The following is a 25487-nucleotide window of genomic DNA, read 5'->3' on the forward strand; positions in this document are numbered from 1 at the left end:
CTAAACTTTGGAGCATGTTCATGGGCTGGTTGGTCACAGTAGTCAGTGTGGCGGTATTCATAACCGCCTACCTCGGGTTGCGCGTCATTCGACCGCTGCCCTTTTCGGCGTGGACCAAGCGCCTGCTGTTCCTGCTGGTGGCCCTTCTGGTCATAGGCCAGCGCTTTACATGGGTTTTCCGCTTCAACGGCTACCACCATGAGCTTATCGACGGCCTTGACCTCGCCGGGTACACTTTCCTCGGCTTTGTCTCGTCGTTCATGATGATGCTTCTAGCGCGCGACCTGTTGTTCATCGTGCTGCGCATCATCAACTACCTTCGCCCCAAGGACACCCGGCGCATCTTCTTCAAGGAGAAACAGCGCAACACCCGTCGCGCATGGCTCAATGCGACCAACGCCCTGATTCTGGCCGTGGCCATTCCTCTCACGGCGTATTCGACTCACATAGCCCGCGGCCTGCCCGGGGTCACCGAAGTGGATATCGCCGTGTCGGACCTGCCGAAACAGCTCGACGGCTACACCATCGCGCAGGTCACCGATACCCATGTGGGCCCCACACTCAAGGGGCCGTGGGTGGATCAGCTTGTGGATCTGATAAACGCTCAGAACCCGGACATGATCGTCCATACCGGCGACATGGTGGATGGCCGCGCTTGGTGGCTGCGCCCGGACGTGAAGCACTTCGAGGAGCTTGAAGCCCCGCACAAGTTCTTCATCACCGGCAACCATGAATACTATTCCCATGCGCTCGAATGGATCGAAGAAGCCCGATCGCTGGGATTCACGACGCTCGTCAATGAGAGCGAGGTGGTTGAAGTGAATGGAGCACGGATTCTCGTGGCCGGCGTTCCGGACAGCAAGGCCGGACGCTTCTACGACGAACACACTCCAAAGCCCGGAAAAGTGATGGACCAGGCCGGGGAGCACGATTTTTCCCTTCTGCTGGCCCACCGGCCGGACATGATAGACGCGGCCGACGAGGCGGACTACGATTTGCAGCTTTCCGGTCACACGCACGGTGGACAGTTCTTCCCGTGGACCTTCATCGTGGGCTGCTTCAACCCGTACGTGTACGGGCTGCACCACCATGGCGACACCGCGCTTTTCGTTTCACGCGGCGCCGGATACTGGGGACCTCCCATGCGCCTCGGCGCACCTCCGGAGATCGTTTTGATCAAACTTAAACGCAAATGACCCGCAACGCTTTGCCTTTTTGTCTTGACGGCAGGCGCGCCATGGCATACGCCGGGGCACGTCCCGTTCTCATAAACGGGTTTCGCCACACCTTTCACGTCCCCCGCTGACACAGCTTCACCTCTGCATCGGATGGAAAGGCGGCCCGACCGCCGCGGCATCGTGCGCTCTGCGGCGGCGATTATTCGCACGAAAAACAATCAGGAAAAAATGAATCCATTCAAGAAACTTGGCCTTTCCGACAACGTAGTCGACGCTCTCGAAAAAAAGGGCTTCACCGCCCCGACCCCCATTCAGGAACGCACCATTCCCATGCTCCTCGCCGAAGAGGCGGACATCGTGGGTCAGGCGTCCACCGGAACCGGCAAGACTGCCGCTTTCGGACTGCCCATCATCGAACATGTCGTGGAAGGCGAACGGCATGTCCAGTCCCTCGTTCTGGCCCCCACGCGTGAACTCGCCATTCAGGTTGCCGACGAGATCAACTCCCTCAAGGGAAACAAGAAACTCCGCGTGCTCCCCGTCTACGGCGGCCAGTACATCGGCCTTCAGCTCAAAAGCCTCAAGCAGGGAGCCGACGTTGTCGTGGGCACTCCCGGTCGTATACTCGACCACCTGAACCGCGGCTCACTCGACCTTTCCCGCATCGGCATGGCCGTGCTCGATGAGGCCGACGAGATGTGTGATATGGGCTTCATCGAAGACATCCGGGAAATTCTCTCCCGCAGCAACGCGGAACGTCGCACGCTGCTCTTCTCCGCCACCATGCCGGATCAGGTCATGCGCATCGCCTCCGAATTCATGGGCGACTACAAGACCGTTGCGGTTAAGGCCAAGAAGAACGAAGTCCCCCTGACCAAACAGATTTTCCATGAAGTTTCGGAGTCCGACCGTTTCGAAGCGCTTTGCCGCGTCATCGATGTGGAACCCGACTTCCGCGGCCTCATTTTCTGCCGCACTCGTGCCGATACGGACGAAGTGGCCCGCAAGCTCGCCGAACGCGGTTACCCGGCCGAACCCATCCACGGCGACCTGAACCAGTCTCGCCGCGAACAGATTCTCGGCAAGTTCCGCAGCGGGGCCAGCGACATTCTCGTTGCCACCGACGTGGCTGCCCGCGGCATCGACGTTCCGGACCTGAGCCACGTGGTGAACTTCGCCCTGCCGCAGGATCCCAAGACCTTCGTGCACCGCGTGGGACGCACCGGACGTGCCGGCAAAAAGGGCGCGGCCATCACGCTCATCACACCGCGTGAGTTCCGCAAGCTCATGTTCATCTGCCGCACCTCGGGCATTGAGATTACCAAGCAGCCGCTGCCCAAGGTCGAGGATGTCATTTACTCCAAGAAGAAGCGCATCGCCTCCGAGCTGGACGAAATACTGGCCACCGAAAACTTCGAGACCTACCTGCCGCTGGCACGAGAGTTCATGCAGGAGCGGGATCCCGAAGAAGCCATGGCAGCGCTGCTTCGCTATGCCTTCGGTGAAGAACTGGAGCACGACGCCTACCGCGAAATCCGCGAAGCCCAGCGCAACGACAAGGGCGGCCGGGTTCGCATGATCGCCAACATCGGCAAGAATCAGGGCATGAACCCCAAGAAATTCGTGGACTTCCTTGTAAACCGCACCAAAACCAGACCGTTCAAGATCCAGAACGTGAAGGTGCAGGGCAACCGTACGAGTTTCACGGTTCCCGAAGGTGAAGTGAAATTTATTCAGCGAGGACTGAATCGCTTCCCTGGCAAGGATGGACAGCCTTTCTGCTCGAAAGCCTAGCTCCGACCCCTCGAAATAAGACAACAAATCGACCGGGACGGTAATCGTCCCGGTCTTTTTTTACGCTTGACGCAATGTACCAAATCGCACAGGAGGTCCATTTTCAAAGCACGACAATTGACACTTGCATTTTCCTTTTGATAGAAATGACCCACTCTAAATTTGCTTTAGGCAAGTCTTAAACACAACAGGGACACTTTGATGAAAAAAGTTCTCGACAACCTTGATAAAAGACTCGTGGCAGCTCTTACCGAAGATGGACAGTCTCAGGTGGGAAAGCTGACCGAGCGTTTGGGAGTTACTCCTCCTACCGTCCGCTCGCGCATGAAGAACCTTATTTCCGCAGGCGCGCTCAAGGTGGCGGGCCTCGTGGACCCCATGCGCACCAAAGGCCTTACCGTCGCTCTCGTGGGGATCACCCTCCAGAGCCATAAGCTGCTTGATGAAAAACTTGAGCAGATCGCCAACCTCGACCGCGTCAACTGGTGTGCCGTGGTCACTGGCAGATACGACCTGATCGTGGAAATCGTTTGTACGGAAAATACCAGCGATCTCTATGACTTCCTTGACAAAGATCTTTCACAGATCGGCGGCGTGGGATCGAGCGAATCCTTCATGGTCATGAAGTCGCGCCGCAAATGGCTGCTTCTCCCTGAGGCCGTAACCCGGCTTTTCAGCGCAGAATAATCGTGTAGTTGCCATGAACTAGTATCCCTCAAGCGTAAGGAGACAGGACAATGATCATTGGTATCCCCAAGGAAATCAAAACCCTCGAAAATCGCGTTGCCATGACCCCCGGTGGCGTGGAAAGCCTTGTCCGTCAGGGCAATGAAGTGCTGGTGGAAGCCGGAGCCGGAGTGGGCAGCGGGCTAAGCGACGAGGAATTCTCCGCCGCAGGCGCCAAGATGGTTTCCGCAGAGGAAGCCTGGGGTGCCGAAATGGTCATCAAGGTCAAGGAACCGCTGGAAAGCGAATACAAGTTCCTGCGCAAGGACCAGCTCCTGTTCACCTACCTGCACCTTGCAGCCGCCGAGCCCCTGACCAACGCGCTGCTTGAGGCCGGAACCGTGGGCGTTGCCTATGAAACCGTGCAGATGCCTGACGGCTCCCTGCCCCTGCTGACCCCCATGTCCGAAGTGGCGGGCCGCATGGCTACTCAGGTGGGCGCGCATCATCTTGAAAAGAATCAGGGTGGTCGCGGCATGCTGCTCGGCGGCGTTCCGGGTGTTCCGCCGGCAAAGGTCGCCGTCATCGGCGGCGGCATCGTGGGCACCAACGCCGCACGCATGGCAATGGGCATGGGCGCTTCCGTGAAAGTGCTCGACCTCTCCCACCGCCGTCTCCAGTACCTCGACGAAGCCTTTGACGGCCGCCTGATGACCGTCAGCTCCACCGAGCCCAACATCCGTGAAGCTCTCAAGGAAGCCGACCTTGTCATCGGCGCAGTGCTCATTCCGGGCGCCAAGGCTCCCAAGCTTGTGACCCGCGAACTGCTCAAGACCATGAAACAGGGCTCCGTCATCGTTGACGTTGCCGTGGACCAGGGCGGCTGCGTGGAAACCATCAAGCCCACCACCCACGACAACCCGACCTACGAGGTGGAAGGCGTCGTTCACTACGGCGTTGCAAACATGCCCGGCGCAGTGCCCCGCACTTCCACCTTCGCGCTGGTGAACCAGACCCTGCCCTACGCCATGCGCCTTGCGCAGAAGGGTGTGGCCGCGCTCAAGGACGACCCGTCGCTGGCCCTGGGCCTGAACACCATGCACGGCACCCTGACCTGCCCCGCGGTCGGCGAAGCATTCGGCATCGATTCCATCACCCCGGAAGCGGCGCTGAAAAACGCATAGTCATCATCTGCCATCCTGCTTGCGGGATGTCGTAAAAAAAGGCCGGAACCCTCGGGTTCCGGCCTTCGTATTTGTGAAGCAGATCCTTTCGTTATTCGCGGCTATTGCGCTTCCAAAGCTCATTGTCATGGATATCGCGCAGGTGCCCGGCATTCTCCGTATCGCCAAAGAGCAGCTCGGACATGGCTTCGTAATCCGGCGGCTCCTCAAGGTTGTCGGTGATGCGCTTGACAAGATAACTCACCGCCCGAACCCAGAGCATGTCCGCACTGGCCACGTCGGGCTGGATGCTGAGGGTCTGACGTTCGTAATTCAGCTTGAAACAGAACGTGCGGAAAAGCACCTGTTGGATATTGTTCAGATCTTTGGCCGTCGCCTCGATTCCCTTGGCCTTCAATCGTTCGTCGAGTTTCTCGCGAAAGAGCGGATAGCCCGAAATTTCGCCGTGTTCCACAAAAAGCGCGAAAGTCTCGCGGATGCCGGTGGTCAGCAGCGTCGGATCCGGCAGGTGAACATGCTGTTTCTGAAGGATCAGTTCGTAGGGATGCAGTTTGCGCGCGTTGGTTTCCAGTCGCGCGAGGTCCTCGGGCGACTTGAGGGAGATGTGGTGGTCGTGCTCGCCGTTATGGATGCTGATGACGTCCTGACAGGATTCGAGGAACGACTTGAAGGTCGAGAAACCGTAGTTACTCTCGTCAAAGGCCGGATCGAGCCTAATGAGCATGGGCTTGATGGCCGCCTTGACTATCTTCGTCTCTCCTGTCTCCGCCGCAATGCGTCCCAGTGCCTTGATCAGCAACTTCTTGGCATCTTCCAGATCTCCGGCCTCGTAGCCCTCCTTCTCCAGACTGGAGATGGACGAAGACTTCACCAGCAGCGAAGAATAGTACTTGAACTGGTTGCAGGACTTCATCCAGTACTGGTTGGTGGTCTCGCGAACGCCGATGCCGATTATCCGTTTGCCTCGCTGCCTGACCTTCTGGGCCAGAGCGACGTAGTCCGAATCTCCGCCGATGACCACCACGGTGCTGATGTGCGGATTCAGAGTGATATCCTCAATGGCGTCGATGGCCATGCGGATATCCGCACCGTTCTTGCCGTGGGATCCTCTGGGAAACATCTGCACCAGATCCACCGCATGATTTTGCAGGTCGAAACTGTACCCGAAGAAGAAGCTCCAGTTTCCATAGGCCTTGTTGATATTGACTTCGCCGACGGAGTTGATGAACTCCATGATGGAATTGATATCCACCAATGCAGGCTGGCGCGAGTGCCGGTTCATTTTGTCTCTGTACCAGTGCGGTCCATACCGCAGGGTGCAAAGTGACGCGTGAATGTTCTCGAAATCCCAGTAAAGCGCTATCTGTTCTGCACGGCTCACATGTACTCCGTTGTTTTATGGACCCTTGTAAATAAGAAACGGTCCGTTCATGCCATACGCAAGAACGGACCGTAACATGGTTTTCAAAAAAAAAGCCAGCCTATAGACCGTGGTCGCGCATATGCGCGTCGAGCACGTTGTCCACCTTGACCAGTTTGCTGCAAATGCGTCCATTTTCAATAGTGTAACGGGTCACTTCCCATTCCAGCTGATCAATGTATTCAACGGCGCCGCGGCCTTCATCGGCCATCACTTCGGCCATGAGTTCCAGAAAGTCTTCCACCATGAGGTACTTTCCCTCATGGTCCACCCTGAGGACGTTGTCCTTGTACTCCACCTGCTCGAATGGAATCTCATCCCGGATGCGTTCAAACTTGTCCGGGGTCAGGCCGTGAAAGTCACCGTAGACTCGTACGTCTTCCATAGCTTTCGCCTCCCGGCACCGGACGCGGTGCCATGCTTTTTATATTCCAGAGGGAAACGGGATACAATCAGGCGGAGTGTCTGTCCAGTCTTTGCAACGTTTCGGCCAGACTTGTCCAAAGCAGACGGCTGTCAATCTCGGCCAGTCGGACTGCCTGTGCATCGTCATACTTGGTCTCCAGCTTGAACTTGTTGCCCATGACGTGCCCCATCTGCTGCGGTGTGGTGGCCTTGGCGAGGCTGGAGTGCTGGACATGACGCACGGCCAGCGTTCCGCAGTAGACGGCGGACATTCCGGCCAGCGCGCTGCGCAGATCCCGTTCGAGGTCGTCGAACTGCGACGGATTGAAACGGACGTCAAAGGCTCCTGCCTTTTCCACCGCCTTCATGCTTACCAGATGGCAGCAGCCGGAAACAGAAAGACAGGGGCGATCATAGCTGAACAGTCCGTCATCCAGCGCACCGGAGCAGGAGTCGAAAAGATTGATCCTTCGCGGCATCTCGCCCGGCTCTCCGGCCGAAGGCGGCACGGGAAGCAGGTTGTAGTCTGCGGACTGAAGACCATAGGGAGAGTCTGCGGAAGTTATGCGGCACCCAACCACTCCGGCGTCAGGATCAAGCCGCGACGCGCCTAGCAACTTCAGAAGCCAGTCCGGCGGCAGCACCACGTCATCGTCCAGAAAGGCCGCCCAGCGGCAGGCTCGCACCTCGGGCAACGACAAAAGCCAGTTCCGCGCCGGAGGCGCACCGATATTAATGGGCAGGGTCACGGTTTGCAGCCGGTCGCCAAACCACTCCTTGGCGGTCCGAAAGACGTCCTGCATGTGATCCGTGGAACCATTGTCCAGAAGGAAAATCCGCGCCTGTCCGATTTCGCTTTTGCGAAGCGACTCCAGCGTGCGCAGCATGAGGTCGGCCTTGTTCCAGGAATAGGCCAGAATAGCCACCTCATCGGCGGTGGGCGGCGCAGGAAGCGGCAACGGGTTGCGAAGCGAGTCCAGCTTGAGCAGCAGATTGGTGTGCCACGGCATTTTGAGCACCAGCCGTTCAAGCAGGTCGGTCCCCTCTTCCGTACGGCCAGAGCGTATCAACAGCTCGGCGCGATGATAGGCGGGCCAGAAGCCCCATACCGAGGCGTCCACGCGGTCCACGGCCTTGATAGCCTCGTCCGGTGGTGACATGTGAAAGGCGGCCTCGGCACGCAGACGCGGCAGCAGCGGCGCCAGTTCACCGTCGAAAGACAGGGAGGACAAAGCGGCCTCAAGCAGCGATTCGCTGCCGAAACGCAACAAACCGTCCCAGCACAGGCCGAGCCATGCGACACCTTCCGGTCGCGCCAGCCGCGGCATGAGAAATTTAATGGCGTAGGACGGGTCGCCGTTGAGCATCACCTGCTCCCACAGTTCGGCGTCGTCTTCCGGAAGCTCGGTCAGGTGCGTGGAGAGATGCTCGAAAAACCGTCGAGCCTGTTCCGGCAGAAAAGGCCTCGCGGCGTTGAAGGACGCAAAGCGGGTCAGGAAATCCCGGTCGAACGGCTGCCGGGCGATGGTCCACCAGCCCACTCCGCACCCTGCGGCGGCGGCATCCGGAGACTCGTTGCCGAGCAGGTCCAGCGCATGCATGAGGCCGCGAATATGATCGCTCTGCACCACCCCGAGAATCCAGCCGGGGTACCGCGTCCGCATCAGTTCGAAAAAACCGGGGCCGGGCACCGGGACGTCGGGCAGCAGGGGATCAGCCATGGGCCAACTCCTTCAGATCCTTGAGAATGATATCTGCCGCGCGCCCCGCCGCTCCCGGCTCGCCCAGCATATTCCTGAGCTGCCGCAGGTCCTCGCGGACGGCTTCGAGTCGGGCGGAATCCTCCATCCACGACAGGGCCTGCCCGAAAAGCGCGTCCGCCGTGGCGTTCTCCTGCACCATTTCCGGAAACACCTCCCGGCCAAAAATCAGGTTGGGCAGGCTGATGAAGTCCACGTTCACGATCATGCTGCCGATCAGATACGTGAGCTTGGAGAGACGATACGCGATAATCGAGGGCGTGCCCACAAGCGCAAGCTCCAGCGAGACGGTGCCCGATGCCGCAAGGACGAACGAACAGCGGCGCATGCCCTCATATCGGTCATCCGGGTCCACGATGTCCACCGGCAGCTCTTCCGGCCAGAATTCCATGAGCCGCTCCACCGGCATCCCGGGCGCTCGAAACAGGCTGAAGCGTACCGCCGGATTGCGCTCCCGGAGCCGCTTCGCCACCTCGGTGAACTCCGGCAGAAGCGTGGAAATCTCCTTGTTCCGGCTGCCGGGCAGGATGCCCACGCGCTCCGGCTCGGGATCAATGCCCTGCAACCGGTCGAGCGGCACCTCGTCCACCAGCGGGTTGCCGATGTAGGAAACGTCCATGCCGTACTGCGCGTAGAAATCTTTTTCGAAAGGCAGAATGCAGAACACGTCCCGCACGTTTTCGCGCAGGAATTTGGCCCTGCCCGAACGCCACGCCCAAAGCTGTGGACTTATATAGTAATAGACGGGAATCCCCATCTTGCGGGCCATCCTGGCGACGCGGAAGTGAAAATCCGGGCAGTCGAGCAGGATGATGGCCCGAGGCCGCTCGCGGCGGAAATCACGTTTGAGTTTCCCCAGCAGGCGGATGATGCGCGGCAGTCCGGCAAAGACTTCGGTCAGCCCCACGAGGGATATCAGACTCATGGGATAGCGCACATCACAGCCCGCGCGCTCCATGGCGGGACCGCCCATGCCCATGATGGAGAGCGATGAGTCGCGCCGTTTGAGCTCTCTGCAAAGAACCGCGCCGTGCAGATCGCCAGATGCCTCGCCCGCGCTTATCCATACGGGCCCGTCCGGATTCATCAAATTCATGAGCGGACAGTAGCCCGATCCCGCCGTGCGCGCAAGCGGTGTGAGATGGGCTTGCCATCCGATTCACAAGCGGGTACCAAGGGCCCACGTTTTCCGCAAACAAACACCTATAGGAATAATGACCATGATGAACGTAGCTGTCATCGGACTCGGCTGGATGGGCCGGGTTCACCTGAGAAATTATACGGAGATGCCCGAAGCCAACGTGGTGGGCGTCATGGACGTCAACGCCGAAGCTCTGGCCGAAGTCAACGAACAGTTCGGTGTGCCGACCTTCGACGACGTGGACAAGCTGCTCGAACAGGACATCGACGCCGTCAGCGTCTGCGTCCCGACGATCCTGCACCACGAAATCGGCCTCAAGCTCATCGACAAGGGCATCGCCCTGCTGATGGAAAAGCCGCTGGCCGCCACCGCCGAACAGGGTCAGGAACTCGTGGATCGCGCCAAGGCCGCCGGCGTGCCGCTCATGGTGGGCCACATCGAACGCTTCAACCCGGCCGTGCAGCGCGTGAAGGAGCTGGTGGGGGACGACATGATCTCCATCACCATCGAGCGCGTGGGCCCTTACCCGCCGCGCATTCAGGACGTGGGAGTGGTCAAGGACCTCGGTTCCCATGATCTGGATCTGGTGCGCTTCCTCACCGGCTCGGAGTTCAAGACGGTGTACGCCGTGACTTCCACTTCCCTCGGCAAGCACGAGGACACCGCACTCATCACCTGTGAAATGGAAAACGGCGTGCTGGCCAACATCAGCACCAACTGGGTCACGCCGTACAAATCCCGCAAGATCAACGTTGCCTTCGAGTCCAAGTACATCGACTGCAACCTCGTCACGCAGGAAGTGAAGGAATACTCTGCCTTCTCCACCTACGACAAATCCTACTCCGTGCGCGAATGGCCGCTCGTCTACAAGGAGCCCGTGCGCGCCGAGCTGAACGCCTTCCTCGGTGCCATCAAGGAAGGCAAGCCCATGCCCATCAGCGGCGAAGACGGACTGGAAGTGCTGCGCACCTTCGACCGCATCTTCACCTGCGGCTGCTAACGACAGCGAATACCGGACAAAAGAAAAGCGGGACGGCCATGGCCGTCCCGCTTTTTTACATTCGCAGGAACCCGATTAGAATTCCAGATGATTGGGCGTCCTCGGGAACGGGATGGCGTCGCGGATGTTGCCCACGCCGGTCACGAGCATCAGCAGGCGCTCGAAACCAAGGCCGAAACCCGCGTGCGGCACGGAGCCGAACCGGCGGGAATCCAGATACCACCAGTATTCTTCTTCGGAAAGATCCATTTCCTTCATGCGGGCATGGAGCACGTCGAGGCGTTCCTCACGCTGAGAACCGCCGATGATCTCGCCGATGCGCGGCACGAGGCAGTCCATGGCCGCCACGGTCTCGTTGTCATCATTCATGCGCATGTAGAACGGCTTGATGGTCTTGGGATAGTCGTAGACGTACAGCGGCTGCTTGAACTTTTCCTCGCACAGAAAGCGCTCATGCTCGGTCTGGAGATCCATGCCCCATTCCACCGGGTACTCGAACTTCTTCTTGGTCTTCTTGAGGACGTTGATGGCCTCGGTGTACGGAAGGCGGATGAACTCGTTTTCGAGAATGGTTTCCAGCGTGGGCATGAGGCTCTTGTCCACCCACTTGGCGAAAAGCTCCACGTCATCCGCGCAGTTGTCGAGGATGTGGCGCACGAGATACTTGATCATCACTTCGCCGAGATCCATGTCGTCCGCGAGGTCCGCAAAAGCCATTTCCGGTTCGATCATCCAGAACTCGGCCACGTGGCGCGGGGTGTTGGAATTCTCGGCGCGGAACGTGGGGCCGAAGGTGTAGACGTCGCCCAGCGCGAGGCTGAACATTTCGGCTTCAAGCTGACCGGAAACCGTAAGATGCGCGGGTTTTCCGAAGAAGTCCTCTTCAATGGACGACTTGCAGCCGTGCTCAAGACAGGTGACGCGGAACATCTCGCCCGCGCCTTCGCAGTCCGAGCCGGTGAGCACCGGCGTGTGCACGTAGAAGAAGTCCTTCTCGGCAAAGAATTTGTGAATGGCCTGCGCCAGCTCGGAGCGGATGCGGAACATGGCCCCGAACTTGTTGGTGCGCGGACGCAGATGCGCGATGCCGCGCAGGAACTCGTCGGAGTGGCGTTTCTTCTGCAGCGGGAAGGTCTCGGGATCGGCCTCGCCAAGCAGCTTGAGCGATTTGCCACGGACCTCCCACTTCTGTCCCTTGCCCGGCGACTCCACCAGCTCGCCTTCGATGGCCACCGATGCGCCGGTGCCGATCTTGGCAAGCTCGGCTTCGATTTCAGGCGTGTGGTCGATGACCGTCTGAATGTTTTTCAGACAGGAACCGTCATTGAGTTCGAGAAAGGAAAATCCCTTGCTGTCGCGCTTGGTACGCACCCAGCCCTTGACCACGATCTCGGGCATTGCGCTTTCAGCATTCAGAAGGGCCTTGATTTTCGTTCTTTTCATCATATCCCCCGGAAAAACTTTTTCGGTCTTTCTAGCCCTTCACCCAACAAATGGCAACGCCCACTGTTGCGTCCCGCGTGCGCGTGATATACAACCCCTGCACCGAATGCACGCAATGCTATCAAAAGGACTCGTACAGATATGGCTTTCTTTTCCAAACTGAAGAAACTCTGGCAAAGCCCGGACGAAGTCGCCCGGCAAGCCGTCGAGGACTACGTTCAGGACAAGGGCATCGAAGTAGACCTGCCCGAAGCCGCGCCGGAGAAGGCTCCGGAACCCGAAGCCCCCAGCGCCGAACTACAGGCCGAAGCACAGCCCGAACCGCAGCCCGAGGCCGCCGCCCCCGCTCACGAAGCCGCACCCGTCGAAGCACAGGACTGGCAGAAAGAGCTGACCCTTTCCCTGCGTCAGGCCGAACCGCGCCTTTCCGAATGGCTCTCCGTCATCCTTGAAGACATCGACGAAGCCGGTGACCGCCTCTGGCAGCGTCTCGCCTTTCTTTTCGAAAGCCTCGGGGCCCCGGCCGACGAAGCGCAGGACTTCATCGCCCGCTTCCGCCAGTGGCTGGACGACATGGGCTACGAGTCCGTTGACGAATTCCGCTCCGAACTTCAGTACCGCCTCGCCCTCGCTCTGGACCTCGAAGACGAGGAAGACGAGCGCGACAGGTTGTTCCTCAAGCTCTCCGAAGGCATCACCAAGACCAAGGAGACCCTCACCAAGCACATCGACAGCATGCTGGCCAGCCACGACAGCATGGACGATGATTTCTGGGAGGAGTTCGAGGAAATCCTGATCATGGCCGACGTGGGCATGGAGGCCGCCAACCAGCTCATGGAAAGCCTCAAGTCCCGCGCCAGAAAGGCCGGAACTACCGACCCCGCGCACTTCAAGGACATCCTGCGCGAGGAACTCGAAGAAATTTTCCGCACCCCGCCGCGCATCACCGCCGTCAACCCGCCCGAGGTGGTCATGATGGTCGGCGTCAACGGCGTGGGCAAGACCACCACCATCGCCAAGCTCGCCCACCGCGCCCAGATGCAGGGCCGCAAGGTGCTCATCGCCGCAGGCGACACCTTCCGCGCCGCCGCCATCGAGCAGCTCGAAGTCTGGGCCGAGCGCGTGGGAGCCGGATTCTTCGCCAAGGAAGCCGGATCCGACCCGGCCGCCGTGGCTTATGAAGCCATGGAAAAATGCATCGAAGAAGGGTATGATCTGCTGCTGCTCGATACCGCCGGGCGGCTGCACACCAAGGTCAACCTCATGGACGAGCTCAAGAAGATCAAACGCGTCGTGGGCAAGAAGCACGAAGGCGCACCGCACAAGAGCCTGCTCGTCATCGATGCCACCACCGGACAGAACGCCCTGTCCCAGACCAAACTGTTCCACGAGGCGGTAGGCGTGGACGAACTTATTCTGACCAAACTCGACGGCACCGCGAAAGGCGGCGTCGTCGTGGCGGTGGCCCAGCAGTTCGGGCTGCCCATCAGCTTTGTCGGCCTCGGTGAGAAGATGGAAGACCTGCGCCCGTTCGACGGCAAGGACTTCGCCAAGGCGCTTCTCACCTAACTTCCAACCCTTTTCTACAGGAACCCTTTGATGTCCGAGGAAATCAAGAGCAACGGCCAGGGCGAAGAATCTTTTGCCGAACTTTTCGAGCAATACAGCGAAAGCGGCACGGACGACCTGAACGTCGGCGACAAGGTTGCCGGAAAAGTCATCGCCATCGATGGCTCTGCGGTGTTCGTCGACACCGGCAGCAAACTGGACGGCATCGTCGAGCGTGAGGAACTGCTCGATGAGGAAGGCAACCTAACCGTGGCCGAGGGTGACGAAGTGGAGCTTTACGTGGTCGGCAAGGACTCCGGCGGCATCCGCCTGTCCAAGGCGCTGGCCGGTATCGGCGGTCTGAAGATGCTGGAAGAGGCCAAGGAAGGAAACCTGCCCGTCGAAGGCAAGGTCACCGGCACCAACAAGGGCGGCTTCGACGTCGAGATTCTCAAACGCCGCGCCTTCTGCCCCGTCTCCCAGATCGACAGCCGCTTCGTGGAAAATCCCGAGGAGTACGTCGGCAACACCTACGAGTTCCTCATCTCCAAACTCGACAACAAGGGCCGCAACGTGGTCGTCTCCCGCCGCGCGCTGCTCATGCGCGAAGCCGAAGCCGCCACCGAACAGTTCCTCGCCGAGACCAAGGAAGGCGACGAAGTGGAAGGCACCATCACCCGCCTCGCCCCCTTCGGCGCATTCGTCGAGATTGCCACCGGCCTCGAAGGCATGGTCCACATCTCCGAACTCGGCTACGGACGCGTGCAGCACCCCGAAGAAGCCGTGGCCGTCGGCCAGAAGGTCAAAGCCAAGATCATCAAGCTCGACACCGACGACAAGGGCCGCCAGCGCATCTCCCTCTCCATGAAGGAACTCGCGCAGGACCCGTGGGACTCCGTGGTCACCCAGTTCGCCGAAGGGGACAAGGTCACCGGCAAAGTCGTGCGGCTCGCGGACTTCGGCGCATTCGTCGAGATCGCTCCGGGCCTCGACGGACTCGTGCACGTTTCCGAGATCAGCTACACCCAGCGCGTCCACAAGCCCGGCGACGTGCTCTCCGAAGGACAGACCGTCTCCGTCAAAATCAAAAGCATCGACGCCGACAACCGCCGCCTGTCCCTGTCCATTAAGGACGCAGAAGGCGACCCGTGGCTCGACGTGGCCGAAAAATACCAGGAAGGCCAGACCGTCAAGGGCACCGTGGAAAAACACGAACAGTTCGGCATCTTCATCAACCTCGAACCCGGCATCACCGGACTGCTGCCCAAGTCGGTCCTCTCCCGCTCCGAAAAAGCTTCCGAGTTCGAGAAACTGCATGCCGGCGATGAAGCCACCGTGGTCATCGGCGATGTCAAATCCGGCGAACGTAAGATCAGCCTGCGCGTCGGCGACGAAAAAGACGCCGAAGACTGGAAGGAATACGCCCCCAAGAAAAAAGCCAAACCCTCCGCAGGAAACTCCGGCGGCGGACTCGGACTGCTGGGCGAAAAACTTCAGGAAGCGATGAAGAACAAGAAATAATGAAGCCTCCGGCGGGCAGGGGCGCTGCCCCTGCACCCCGCCAAAGGGCCGAGGGCCCTTTGGAATCCCCGGCTTGCCATATCCCAACGAGAACGGCCCGCTGCACTTCGTGACAGCGGGCCGTTCTCGTTGGGATATGGCGGGTTGGGCAATGTTATTAGTAGACGCAAAGAATTCAGAGCAATTCGCTACTTCGGCTAAGCCACGAGTCTCCCCCCGGAATCCCCCGTTTCCCGGTGTGTTGCGGGTGGGGCGATACCCGCAGGGATCGTCTCAGCCGCAACACACCGGAAAACAACACAGGGTTTCCAAAGGGGGCCCGCCCCTTTGGTCCGCCTGAAGGGCCCGTCGGAGACCCGCCGAAGGACTTCCCTTCCCAAAAATTCGGTTAAACTGCGATATCCAGTGCGGTGCCGGGTGCTGGAGATTCATCCGTTTCGGCGTTCTCTGCGTAAGTGTCGGCGACCTGCTTGCTGTCACGCTTGGATTCCAGCTTCTTTTCGAGCAGTTCGGTCTGCCGCTGGAGGGCATTTGGCTTGATCACTTCGAGGGTGACACCGCCGTCTGCCTTGGGGGCTTCGGGGTTTTCGACTTCGACTACCTCGACGATGGTTCTGCCGCCGAGGCGGTGTTGCAGCTCGGAGAGGAAGTCGTTTCGCAGATCGTCATAGCGAGCTGCGAGGCCGCCGATGGTGTCGCCGTAGTTCAGGCCGGTCTGGCCTTCGTCCTGTTGTTGATCGAGTTCGGCTACGACGGATTGGTCACCGGCGAGCTGTCTGCGGAGATGGTCGGACGTTGCAGCGAGGACGGATTCCGCGTTTTCGGTGTAGAGGTTTCGCCCTGCGTTACCGAGCTTGTCTAGGCCGTGATCAAGAGCCTTTTCGCGCATTCCTTCAAGCTTCTCGGCCCACTGCTCCATGCCGTGAGGCCGGTCATTCTTGCGGAATGCGGCGTTGAGGGAAGACTGGATCAGGCCGTGCAGACCGCCCTGGGTGCCGTTGCCGTTTCCATCGAGGCGATATCCGGCAAAGGACTGGCGGACTTCTTCGGCGAAGGTCCGGTCGGCTTCGGCCATGATCTTGTCCATCTGCCGGCCGAATGAACCGGAGCCGTCATCGTAGAAACGCTGGACGAGTTCTCTTGCGTGACGGTAGTTGCCATTGTCCACGGCGGTGTCGAGCGTCTCGCGGAAGGCATTGTATTCGTCGGTGGTACGTCCGGCGGCACGGGCCTCGGCGTTTTCTCCGAGATAGGCATCAAGGCTCTCCACCATGTTAACGGAAGCCCGCTGCTCGGCCTTTTCGATGCCTTGACGAATGTCGTCCCAAGCGACCTGCTGAAGCTCGACGTCGCGCGAATAGGCAGCGGTGGCTGCGGTACCGGACGACAGGGAGGATATCCCGCTGGAGGTGTTCTCCGAGTAGCGGGAAATGCTCACCGCGCGCTGCTGCATGGCGCCGATGCCTTGTGGTCCGTTATATCCGCCTATTGCCGTCATGATACGATTCTCCGTTCTGCTCGTGCTATCGGCAGTCGGAGCGAATCGCTTTAGGGCTGGGCGGAATCTTCTTCGGCAAACGGACAGGGCGCTTGAAATACGGCCTGCCCGATTTCGAGGCGATAGTGGTGCAGGTGCAGCCGTTCGGCTTCGGGGCCTGCGTACAGGGTGTCACCAAGGATGGGATGCCCGATGGACGCGAGGTGCACGCGAATCTGATGACGTGCGCCCTTTGCTATTCGACAACGAACGAGGGTTGATGCGCTGCTCGCCTCATGCCGAATGGGCTCGACAGCGGTTTGCCGGAGCGGGTCGGAGGAATCCTCATCCAGAACGCGCACAACGCGGCGATCGGCCACATCGAGAGCCCTGCGGATTGTAACCGGGGCCACAACGCTTCCGGAGACCTCCGCCAGATACTCCTTGCGGATGCCGCCCCGATCCTCGATGTGCTGATAACGTTGCGCGGCACCGGCATTGAGCGCCACGAGCAGAATGCCGGAGGTCGGATTGTCCAGACGGTTCAGGAGAACGGGGGCATATTCCGGGAACAGCGCGGGAAGCATGGCTTCAACCGAACAATTGGTACGCCCATCGATAACTGCGGAGTGAACGCCTTCCGGCTTGTAAACGGCGGCGAAGCCGTCTTCGGCACCCAGAACGTAAACCCCGAGATCTTCCGGTCGTGCCGGTTCGCATGAATTTTCGGAAACCCTGACTTCCATCCCCTCCATGAGCTTGAGTGACGGCTTTGCCCTGCGGGCGTTGACCGTGACACGGCCCTCTTCGCACAGACGGCGACGATGGCGCAGGCCGGTTTCCGGCAGCAACTCCGCGAGAGCGCGGTCCAGCCGGATTCCGGATAGGGCTGATGGGACTATCATGTGTTTTTCACTCATGGCCGGGGCAGAATACAGCGGAGCAAGCAACCGGGCAAGATGGAATCTCCTTTGACGCAAAGGGTCATCATGGCTTACATCTTTGCATCAGGTCGGCAAAGGCGCTCTGTTTCCCATCCGCTGCAAAGGAGGCTCCTGTGAGTTTCGACGTTCTCTGGATTTCACGCGAAGAGATAGAATCCCTGAACATCACCATGCCCATGGTCATGGACGCCGTGGAAAGGGGGTTTTCCGCCGTCGGAGGCGGAGATGCGGAGATGCCGGCGAAGATCGGGGTACATCCACGCGAGGACTGCTTCATTCACGCCATGCCTTGCCATGTAGGCGGCGCCGTGGACCGCTGCGGGGTGAAATGCGTTTCCGGCTACCCGCCGAATACGTCGAAGGGCCTGCCTTACATCAGCGGTGTCATGGTGCTGAACGACCCGGAGACGGGACTGCCCAGAGCGGTCATGGACGCGGGATGGATCACGGCATGGCGCACCGGCGCAGCTTCCGGGGTCTACGCCAAGCATTTCGGCAATCCGGACACGCGCACCGCCGCCATCGTCGGCACCGGCGTGCAGGGACGGGTGAACCTCATGGCCATGCGCGACGTGTTCCCGGGGCTGAACCATGTGAACCTGTATGATGTCTCCGAAGAACAGATCGGCAACTTCCTGTTCGACATGCAACCGGAGCTGCCCGAGGCCGGATTCCGCGTCTGTCGGACACTCAGGGAGGCCTGCGCCGATGCCGACGTCATCATCACCTGTACACCCATCGTCGAGGCTCCCGAGCGCCCCATCGCCATGGACTGGATCAAGCCTGACGCACTGTGCATCTCCGTGGACTACGACGCCGCGTTCAGCGACGAGATCATGCGCCGCGGCGTGTTCACCGTGGACAACCGGGGGCAGTATCTCTGGACGCAGGAACAGGGCGTCTATTTTCAGAACGGCTACCCCGTGGCCGAGGAAATCCACTCCGACATGGGCGAAATCTGCGCAGGACTGATGGCTCCGGTACGCGACGGCCTGCGGGGGGCGGTACTCATGGGCATCGCCAGTCACGACGTCATGACCGCATCGCTGATTTACGACAGAGCTACCGACAAAGGACTCGGTACAACGGTGAAACTCTAGTGGATATCCGCGGCTGTTTCTACATCCTTGCGGCGGCCTCCATGTGGGGCCTCATCGGTGTCTTTACCAAGTTCCTGCTCGCAGAAGACATCTCGGCCATGGAGATCGCGTTCTGGCGCGCCAACTTCGGTTGGCTGTGTTTTCTGGCCCATGCCAAGTACAGACGCATAGTCCGGGTCAGCTACAGAGACCTTCCCGTGTTGCTGAGCTTTGGTTTTGTCTGCGTGACCATGTTCTACGTGTCATACCAGCTGGCAATACGCGACGTGGGCATGGCGCTCGCCGCGGTGCTGCTCTACACGGCCCCGGCGTGGGTGGCGTTCCTTTCCCGTGTGATACTCAAGGAACCGCTCGGCGCCATCAAGCTGACCTGCGTCGTGATGACCATCGCGGGCGTGGCCTGCATCAGCCTCGGCCCCAAACTGCTCGGGGGCTCCACCATTCCGCTGGATCTCTTCGGGCTGGCCGCCGGACTCACCGCCGGGCTGACCTATGCGCTCTATTACATCTTCGGGAAAAAGTGGCTGCACCGCTACTCCACCCCCACAATATTCACTTACGCTCTGCCCTTCGGCTCGCTCATCCTGTTGCCTTTCGTTGACTTCGCACCGAAATCGTCTACAGCATGGCTCCTGCTCGTCGGCATCGGCATGATTTGCTCCTACGGCGCATTCTCCGCCTATTATGCCGGACTGCGACGCATGGAGGCGACCAATGCGGCAGTCATCGCCACGTTCGAACCCGTGCTGGCCGCCGTGCTCGCCTTTGTTCTCTTCGGCGAGCAGTTTGGCATCTTCGGCTACGCGGGCAGCGCCCTCATCATGGCCGCCCTGCTCATGGTCGTAATTGATCAAAAAACACGACGGAACAAAGAATGTCCGAACTCAGACAGGTAAAGGCGGCCGCTGGCTCCGGGAAGACCTTCCAGCTCACGCGCCGCTTTCTCTCCCTCATCGACGGCGCGGACGCAGAGGAACAGGTCCGGGTCTGCACCCGAGGACCGCGCGAGGGCTATTCGTGGCCCGAGATTCTCGCGGTGACGTTCACGAACAAGGCCGCCGCGGAGATGAAGGAACGCGTAGTCGAAGCCCTGAAGCAAGGGGCCCTCGGCAAGGGCGACCGCGCCCTGCTGCCTGGGCACGATCCAGCCCGCGACGAAGCTGCCCTGCGCGACATCCTGCGCCGTTATCACCGGTTGAATATCCGGACCATCGACTCCCTGTTGGCACTCGTGCTACGCCTTTTCGCGCTGGAGCTTCGCCTTGATCCCGCTTTCGACGTGGTATTCGATGAAGGGGACCTGTTCGAGGAAGTCTGGGCCGACTTCATCACCAAATGCAGTAGGGACGAAGTTGAACGCGACCAGTTCGCCGAGATGCTCGGTGCCATGCTGCGCGTGGAGTCGAAGAAGGGATTTCTGCTGCATGAAGGCATACGTGACCGGGTGCTCTCTCTCGTGCAGTTCCTGCGCACCGTCAAGCAGGTGGATACCGACACAGAGGCCATGGAAGCCGAGCTCAAGAAGGCCAACGTCCGCATGAAGAACGCTGTGGCGGCCATGCGAAAATACATCGACGACACCGGCCTTGCGGTCAACGCCAACTTTCCCAAGGCGCTCGCAAAACTCGAACCTCTTGGCATCTACGAAGAACTGAAAAGCGAATCCACCTTTCTTTCCAAGGATTTCCTCACAGACTGCTGCAACAAGAAAGGCGTCCTCATGGTGGACGACGCGGGAGAACGGACCTACGCGAATCTCAAGGCGCAGTGGGCGGAATGGAAACGACTCCAGACGCTCTACCGCAGCGCCATCAGCCTCGCCCCCGCCGTGGAAGTGGCTGTCGGGCTGCTGACCGGCCTCGCCGACGTCGAACGCAGGCAGGGCACGATAACCGGCAGCGCCATCGCCGGATACGTGGCTTATCTCCTTCAGCACCCGGCGGTGCCGGAGGCATTCTGCCGTCTGGGTTCCCGCCTGCACCACCTGTTGGTTGACGAATTTCAGGACACCAGCCGCGACCAGTGGGCGGCCATCACCCCGCTGGCCGAGGAATGCCTGTCCAAGGGCGGCTCGCTCTATTACGTGGGTGACGTGAAGCAGGCCATCTACGGATGGCGCGGCGGCGACGCAGACCTTTTCGACGAGGTGGCCGAACAGCAGGGGCTCGCTGAAATGGCCGGGAGCGACCGCTCCACCCTGCCGGACAACTGGCGCAGCTTCCGCGAAGTGGTGGAATTCAACAACGACTTTTTCAAACGACTGGAGCTTGGTGATGCCGCCAATGATTTGGCGAATACCCTCTTCTCCGACTCCGATATCGGTTTCATGACCGACTTCGCGGACACCATCCGCTCCGATTTTTCCGAGTGCGCACAGGGTATTGCGCCCAAAAACCGAGACACCGGCGGCTACGTGCGTATGGAACGGCTGGTGGGCGGCGACAAGTCCGAGGTGGAATCGCAGTCCGTGGAACGGCTTTCAGAACTGATGGATGAACTGTCGGGTCGCCGCGCCCTCTCCGACATCGCCATACTCGTACGCAGCCGCAAGCACGCCGATCCGGTCTGCGACATGCTTTTGCAAAAGAACATCCCGTTCATCACGGAATCCAGCCTGAGGTTGGACCGGCACCCGGTGATCCGGGAACTGGCCGCGCTTCTGGAGTATCTGGACGCTCCGCGCAACGATGCGGCGTTCGCCTCCTTCGTCACCGGGACATGGCTCTTCCTGCCAGAGTCCGGGCTCGACGCCGGGGACGTGTTCCGCCTCATGGCGGAGCGCGGCAAAGGCCCGCTCGCAGCACGATTCCGCAAGGAATTTCCGGACGCATGGGCCAACTGCGTGGCCCCGTTTCTCAATCGCGCCGGACTCATGACGCCCTACGACCTGACACAGGAGGCGGTGAGCGCGTTCCGGGTGCTGGAACGCCATCCCGATGCCGAGCTTTACGTTCGTCGTTTTCTTGAGGTCATTCATCTGGCCGAGGAACGCGGCTTCGGTTCGCTCACGGAATTTCTGGACTACTGGCGCGAAAACTCGGAGGAGGAAAAGGTTCCGCTTCCGGGCAACATCGAGGCGGTGCGCGTCATGACCATGCACAAATCCAAAGGACTGGAATTTCCTGTGGTCATCGTCCCCTTCCACGACTGGGACGCGGCCCCGCGCGGCGAGTTCACCGTGGTTTCCGAGGGCGGGATGCACCTTCTGACGCCGCTGCGCAAAGGCCTGGGCCGCCCCTACTGGCGGCAGACCGCCAAGAACTGCCGTGAGCAGCTCAATCTGCTCTATGTGGCATGGACCCGAGCCGCCGAGGAACTCTACGGCCTCTGGGTGGAGACCCCGCCCAAGGGCGGTCCGTATCCCGCTCTGGAGGTGGTGCGTCATGCCTTCGGCGACGGCGAGGCGGTCGTGGAACGCGGCGAACGTCCCGTACCGGAAACCGTCGGCGAGAAAGAGCCGGAAACACCGGGACAGGACATCGGCCCGAGAAACGAGCCACCCGAGATCGGTGCATGGCTGCCGAGGATGCGTGTCCACCGCCATACCCGCGACGAGTTCTTCTACAACGAGCGAACCCGCGGCGATCTGGCGCATCTGGCCTTCGAGCACTTGCGCATGACCGGGAATTCGGATGCTGACGCTGAGCGGGCAGTGCTTCTGGCCCTGCGCGGATTCCCCGCCATCGGGGGCGAACTGCGAGACCGCGCTCATGCGGAAGTCAAAGCCATGCTGCTGTGGGCCATGGAGACACCGGAACTGGCACAGCTGCTTCGCGAGGGTGAATGCGAGGTGGAAATCCTCGGAGATGATGGCGAATTCAAACGGCTCGACCTGCTGCACCAGACAGAAAACATGCTGACCGTACTCGACTTCAAGACCGGCCCGGAGCCGGACATCAAACATGAAAAGCAGGTGCGCGATTATCTCAGACTCTTCGACGCCATGCCGGAGGCCCCGCAGAATCGCCGGGGGCTGCTGGCCTATCTGGACCGCCGGGAACTGCGCGAAGTGAGGGAGCGGTAAATGGAACCCATACGCATCATCCCATGGACAGACCGTTTCGTCGAAGGCCTCGGCGCGGAACTGGCGACTCGGCCCGATCTGCACAGGCACACCGTGGTCTTCACCCACGATCGTCCACGTCGTTATCTGCGTGAATATTTCAAGCAGTGCCCTGACCTGCCGCGCCCCTGCCGAATGCCCGAAATCTCGCACATGGGATGCTTCGTACAGGGGATTCGCGACGAACTTTCCGGCCCCATGCGGCAGGCAAACCGGCTGGACCGCATCGAGTTGCTCTACCGCACCGTACACGACCTGCGACGCGAAGGGCGCGGGTTGCTCGGACAGCTGCCCGAGTTGGAGCGCGAACAGTTTTTGCCCTGGGGGGCGCGGCTTGCGGACCTCATGGAAGACCTGTTCCGTCAGGACGCCGACCCTGTGGACATCCGTCTGGCTGGTGGCGAAGTGGCCGACTACGCATCCGCCCTGCTTGAACAGCTGTCCGCCGTTCATGAAAGCTATCTTGACAAACTCGACCGGCTTGGCTGGACCACACCAGGATTGGACCTTCGCTTCGCCGCCGCCAATACCGACGCCGCGGCCGAACTGTTCCGGGACCGACGCATCGTGGCTGCCGGATTTTACGCCCTGTCGCGTTCCGAGGACATGCTGATGAAGTCCCTCTGGCAGCGCGGACTGCTTGAGGTCTGGTGGCATTCCGATCCCGAACTGGCCGAACATCGCAAGGGGCACTGGGCGGTCTTCGAGCATCGCGACTGGCAACGCCTCTGGCGCGCCCCGGTGGAAGTGTACGGCAACGCAACCGAACGAACCCCGGACCTGCGTTTCGTGGAAGGATTCGACCGCCACTCGCAGCTCAAGGCGCTCGGCGAAGAATTGCGGGCACACCCGGAACACGACGACACCGCCGTGGTGCTGCCCGATCCCGGCGCCCTCATGCCCGTACTGCATCATCTGCCCGAGGAGGACGTAAACATCTCCATGGGCTACCCGCTGGACCGCACGCCGTTGGCCCGGCTGCTGGACATCCTCATACGCCTTCAGGAAAACCGGGACGAAAACGGACTGTACCTCTGGAAGGATTGCGTGGCCCTGTTGCGACACCCCTTCATCCGGATGCTCGGCGGCGACGAATATCGCCGCACCCTGCACCTGCACGAGGGAGAATTGCGCTTGGGCCCGGCCCGCGTGGATCCCCGCCATTGGGAGCCGCCGTTCGGGGAAGCACCGTTGGACGACGTGCTTCCGCACGCAGTGGAGCCGGTGCGCCGGGAAATGCTCGGCACCTGCCTCTCCGGCTTCGCAACCGTGGAGACACTCGCCGCCCTCGCGGACGCACTGGAAGGCCTCGGCCGCCTGCTGCACGAACAAGGCAAGGACGTACTGAACGCCCACCTCATCGACGCGGAATGCCTGTACCGCCTGTTGCAGGGAACCGCCCCCGCGCTGCGTGACACGCTGGCCTCGCACGAGCCGTTCAAGCAGCCCGTGCTGTTCGCCATGCTGCGGCAGGAGCTTTCGGCAGAGCGTGTCTCCTTCGAACCGGAACCGCTGTCCGGAATGCAGGTGCTCGGCGTGCTGGAAACGCGCCTGCTGCATTTTCGCAAGCTCATCCTGTTGGACGCGGTGGAGGAACGCATCCCCGGCACCAACCCGCACGACCCGCTGCTTCCCGACACCCTGCGGCTTGAACTGGGACTCCCCGGGGTACGCCGCCGGGACTATGTGGCCGCCTACAACTTTCATCGGCTCATCAAGGGCGCGGACGAGGCGGTCATCCTGTACCAATCCGGAGAGAATCCGGGGCTGCTCGACTCCAAGAGCATCCGGAGCCGCTTCGTGGAACAACTGCTCTGGGAGGAGGAGAAAAAACTCGGACACGTTGTGGAGGTCGGCAAGTCCGACCTGCTCAGGCCCGTGACCATGCGCTCCAGCGCCGTACCGACGGACGTGCCCGGAATACCCGTCACCGAGGAAATCCGCGCCGAACTGCTGAAACGATTGGAGAAGAAACCCCTCTCACCGTCCCGGCTGGACACCTACCTGCGTTGCCCGAAGCTGTTCTTCTTCGAATACATGGCGGGCATCCGCGAGGACAGCCGTCCCGAGGACGAACTCTCCAGCCACGTGGGCAACGCGATCCATGACACGCTGGAATCATTCCTGACACCACACCTCGGCCGTTCCGTGGATGTAAGCGGGCTCGGTGCGGACATTCTGACCAGCACGTTCGAGGAACAACTCGCCGAAAACTCGGTTTTCCGACATCTCCCCTTCGATGTCTTTGAAACGATTCGTCGCACCGGGCGCGAACGGCTGCTTTCCTTCCTGCACAGTCAAGGGACCGCCACACCGCTGGCACTTGAAAAGGGCTATGAGGGGAGCATCGAATTCGACGGCAGGAGCATTCCCTTTTTCGGCAAGCTCGACCGCGTTGACCGCAGGCAGGGCGGCATCGTCATCCTCGACTACAAGACCGGGACCATCAAGAAGCCCGCCGCCAAATTCTGGGAGGGCGAGCTCTGGGACCGCATGGCAAGCCACGATCCCGACGCCCCGGACCCATTGCTGCTGCCCGACCTGTACAAGTCACTCGGCAGTGTCCAGCTCCCGGCATATCTGCACATCTACAAGAATGACACGGGCGAGACGCCTTGGGATGCCGCGCTGGTGGAACTCAAGGACAAGGGCGAGGAAAAACCGTTGTTTCCCAAAAAATGGGAAGAGGCCGACCGCGCCGAAATCATCGACGACATGATTCCCCGCCTGCTCGGGTTCGCCCTCAGGCACATGACCGCGGCGCAAAGTTTCGAGGCGGTCACCGGACGCCACTGCGACTGGTGCGCCTTCCGCCGTTCCTGCGGCAGCTAGCCCCATAGGAT

Annotated in this window: 18 protein-coding genes; 11 read left to right on the forward strand and 7 right to left on the reverse strand. The window is 60.5% G+C overall.

Going from position 1 to position 25487, the window contains the following annotated elements:
- Positions 1-20 precede the first annotated feature (20 nt).
- The 4 genes from B149_RS0112400 to ald all read left to right on the forward strand — a co-directional run bounded on the left by B149_RS0112400 (position 21) and on the right by ald (position 4822).
- On the forward strand, positions 21-1196 hold the full coding sequence (locus B149_RS0112400; protein ID WP_018125486.1) for a metallophosphoesterase: 1176 nt from the start codon (positions 21-23) through the stop codon (positions 1194-1196).
- A gap of 210 nt (positions 1197-1406) precedes the next feature.
- Complete coding sequence (locus B149_RS0112405; protein WP_040372783.1) at positions 1407-2972, forward strand: DEAD/DEAH box helicase; 1566 nt, start codon at positions 1407-1409, stop codon at positions 2970-2972.
- A 201-nt stretch (positions 2973-3173) separates the two neighbouring features.
- Positions 3174-3659, forward strand: coding sequence for an Lrp/AsnC family transcriptional regulator (locus B149_RS0112410; protein WP_018125488.1), 486 nt, complete (start codon positions 3174-3176; stop codon positions 3657-3659).
- 50 nt (positions 3660-3709) lie between these two features.
- Entirely contained in the window at positions 3710-4822 is a 1113-nt protein-coding gene (ald, locus tag B149_RS0112415) for an alanine dehydrogenase (RefSeq protein ID WP_018125489.1), read from the forward strand.
- Between the two features lie 91 nt (positions 4823-4913).
- Here ald and B149_RS18025 read toward each other — a convergent pair whose 3' ends face one another.
- The 4 genes from B149_RS18025 to lpxB form a co-directional block, all read right to left on the reverse strand.
- Positions 4914-6203, reverse strand: a complete 1290-nt coding sequence (locus B149_RS18025) for an NYN domain-containing protein (protein ID WP_018125490.1) — start codon at positions 6201-6203, stop codon at positions 4914-4916.
- 100 nt (positions 6204-6303) lie between these two features.
- Complete coding sequence (locus tag B149_RS0112425) at positions 6304-6627, reverse strand: hypothetical protein (protein WP_018125491.1); 324 nt, start codon at positions 6625-6627, stop codon at positions 6304-6306.
- A 67-nt stretch (positions 6628-6694) separates the two neighbouring features.
- Positions 6695-8368: a glycosyltransferase family 2 protein gene (locus tag B149_RS17185; RefSeq protein WP_018125492.1), complete on the reverse strand. Its 1674-nt coding sequence runs from the start codon at positions 8366-8368 to the stop codon at positions 6695-6697.
- A complete protein-coding gene (lpxB, locus tag B149_RS0112435) occupies positions 8361-9494 on the reverse strand; it encodes a lipid-A-disaccharide synthase (protein WP_018125493.1) in 1134 nt (377 codons plus the stop codon). The genes B149_RS17185 and lpxB overlap by 8 nt, the downstream gene beginning before the upstream one ends.
- A gap of 133 nt (positions 9495-9627) precedes the next feature.
- On the opposite strand from lpxB, the gene B149_RS0112440 reads away from it, so the two are divergent.
- Positions 9628-10548 carry a Gfo/Idh/MocA family oxidoreductase gene (locus B149_RS0112440; RefSeq protein WP_018125494.1) on the forward strand — a complete coding sequence of 307 codons (921 nt, stop codon included), beginning with the start codon at positions 9628-9630 and terminating at the stop codon, positions 10546-10548.
- A 75-nt stretch (positions 10549-10623) separates the two neighbouring features.
- Here the strand turns inward: B149_RS0112440 and asnS are convergent, their stop codons facing one another.
- Entirely contained in the window at positions 10624-11991 is a 1368-nt protein-coding gene (asnS, locus tag B149_RS0112445) for an asparagine--tRNA ligase (RefSeq protein ID WP_018125495.1), read from the reverse strand.
- Between the two features lie 141 nt (positions 11992-12132).
- Here asnS and ftsY point away from each other — a divergent pair, with 141 nt between their 5' ends.
- Both ftsY and B149_RS0112455 read left to right on the forward strand, forming a co-directional pair.
- On the forward strand, positions 12133-13560 hold the full coding sequence (ftsY, locus tag B149_RS0112450) for a signal recognition particle-docking protein FtsY (protein WP_018125496.1): 1428 nt from the start codon (positions 12133-12135) through the stop codon (positions 13558-13560).
- A 30-nt stretch (positions 13561-13590) separates the two neighbouring features.
- Positions 13591-15060 carry a 30S ribosomal protein S1 gene (locus B149_RS0112455; RefSeq protein ID WP_018125497.1) on the forward strand — a complete coding sequence of 490 codons (1470 nt, stop codon included), beginning with the start codon at positions 13591-13593 and terminating at the stop codon, positions 15058-15060.
- Positions 15061-15448: 388 nt separating this feature from the next.
- Here the strand turns inward: B149_RS0112455 and B149_RS0112460 are convergent, their stop codons facing one another.
- Entirely contained in the window at positions 15449-16558 is a 1110-nt protein-coding gene (locus B149_RS0112460) for a hypothetical protein (protein ID WP_018125498.1), read from the reverse strand.
- 50 nt (positions 16559-16608) lie between these two features.
- The gene (locus B149_RS17190) at positions 16609-17442 is read right to left on the reverse strand and encodes an RluA family pseudouridine synthase (RefSeq protein WP_245533215.1); all 834 of its coding nucleotides are present in this window, start codon (positions 17440-17442) and stop codon (positions 16609-16611) included.
- A 152-nt stretch (positions 17443-17594) separates the two neighbouring features.
- Between B149_RS17190 and B149_RS0112470 the strand changes: the two genes are divergently transcribed.
- Genes B149_RS0112470 through B149_RS0112485 form a run of 4 tightly spaced genes read left to right on the forward strand, consistent with a single transcriptional unit; the run spans position 17595 to position 25476 of the window.
- Positions 17595-18581, forward strand: coding sequence for an ornithine cyclodeaminase family protein (locus B149_RS0112470; protein ID WP_018125500.1), 987 nt, complete (start codon positions 17595-17597; stop codon positions 18579-18581).
- Positions 18581-19477, forward strand: a complete 897-nt coding sequence (locus B149_RS0112475) for a DMT family transporter (RefSeq protein ID WP_018125501.1) — start codon at positions 18581-18583, stop codon at positions 19475-19477. The genes B149_RS0112470 and B149_RS0112475 overlap by 1 nt, the downstream gene beginning before the upstream one ends.
- The gene (locus B149_RS0112480; protein WP_018125502.1) at positions 19456-22605 is read left to right on the forward strand and encodes a UvrD-helicase domain-containing protein; all 3150 of its coding nucleotides are present in this window, start codon (positions 19456-19458) and stop codon (positions 22603-22605) included. Before B149_RS0112475 ends, B149_RS0112480 begins: the two co-directional genes overlap by 22 nt.
- Positions 22606-25476, forward strand: coding sequence for a PD-(D/E)XK nuclease family protein (locus B149_RS0112485; protein WP_018125503.1), 2871 nt, complete (start codon positions 22606-22608; stop codon positions 25474-25476).
- The last annotated feature ends 11 nt before the right edge of the window (positions 25477-25487 follow it).

The organism is Desulfovibrio oxyclinae DSM 11498, assembly GCF_000375485.1.
Taxonomy (GTDB): domain Bacteria; phylum Desulfobacterota; class Desulfovibrionia; order Desulfovibrionales; family Desulfovibrionaceae; genus Pseudodesulfovibrio; species Pseudodesulfovibrio oxyclinae.

What these genes read in the sequence shown, in the direction of transcription:
- B149_RS0112400 (WP_018125486.1), top strand. Translation starts at nt 21, where the DNA reads ATGGGCTGGTTGGTCACAGTAGTCAGTGTGGCGGTATTCATAACCGCC.
- ftsY (WP_018125496.1), top strand. Translation starts at nt 12,133, where the DNA reads ATGGCTTTCTTTTCCAAACTGAAGAAACTCTGGCAAAGCCCGGACGAA.
- B149_RS0112460 (WP_018125498.1), bottom strand. Translation starts at nt 16,558, where the DNA reads ATGACGGCAATAGGCGGATATAACGGACCACAAGGCATCGGCGCCATG.
- lpxB (WP_018125493.1), bottom strand. Translation starts at nt 9,494, where the DNA reads ATGAATCCGGACGGGCCCGTATGGATAAGCGCGGGCGAGGCATCTGGC.
- asnS (WP_018125495.1), bottom strand. Translation starts at nt 11,991, where the DNA reads ATGAAAAGAACGAAAATCAAGGCCCTTCTGAATGCTGAAAGCGCAATG.
- B149_RS0112405 (WP_040372783.1), top strand. Translation starts at nt 1,407, where the DNA reads ATGAATCCATTCAAGAAACTTGGCCTTTCCGACAACGTAGTCGACGCT.
- B149_RS0112485 (WP_018125503.1), top strand. Translation starts at nt 22,606, where the DNA reads ATGGAACCCATACGCATCATCCCATGGACAGACCGTTTCGTCGAAGGC.
- B149_RS0112440 (WP_018125494.1), top strand. Translation starts at nt 9,628, where the DNA reads ATGATGAACGTAGCTGTCATCGGACTCGGCTGGATGGGCCGGGTTCAC.
- B149_RS17185 (WP_018125492.1), bottom strand. Translation starts at nt 8,368, where the DNA reads ATGGCTGATCCCCTGCTGCCCGACGTCCCGGTGCCCGGCCCCGGTTTT.
- B149_RS0112410 (WP_018125488.1), top strand. Translation starts at nt 3,174, where the DNA reads ATGAAAAAAGTTCTCGACAACCTTGATAAAAGACTCGTGGCAGCTCTT.
- B149_RS0112425 (WP_018125491.1), bottom strand. Translation starts at nt 6,627, where the DNA reads ATGGAAGACGTACGAGTCTACGGTGACTTTCACGGCCTGACCCCGGAC.
- B149_RS0112455 (WP_018125497.1), top strand. Translation starts at nt 13,591, where the DNA reads ATGTCCGAGGAAATCAAGAGCAACGGCCAGGGCGAAGAATCTTTTGCC.
- B149_RS17190 (WP_245533215.1), bottom strand. Translation starts at nt 17,442, where the DNA reads ATGATAGTCCCATCAGCCCTATCCGGAATCCGGCTGGACCGCGCTCTC.
- B149_RS0112480 (WP_018125502.1), top strand. Translation starts at nt 19,456, where the DNA reads ATGTCCGAACTCAGACAGGTAAAGGCGGCCGCTGGCTCCGGGAAGACC.
- ald (WP_018125489.1), top strand. Translation starts at nt 3,710, where the DNA reads ATGATCATTGGTATCCCCAAGGAAATCAAAACCCTCGAAAATCGCGTT.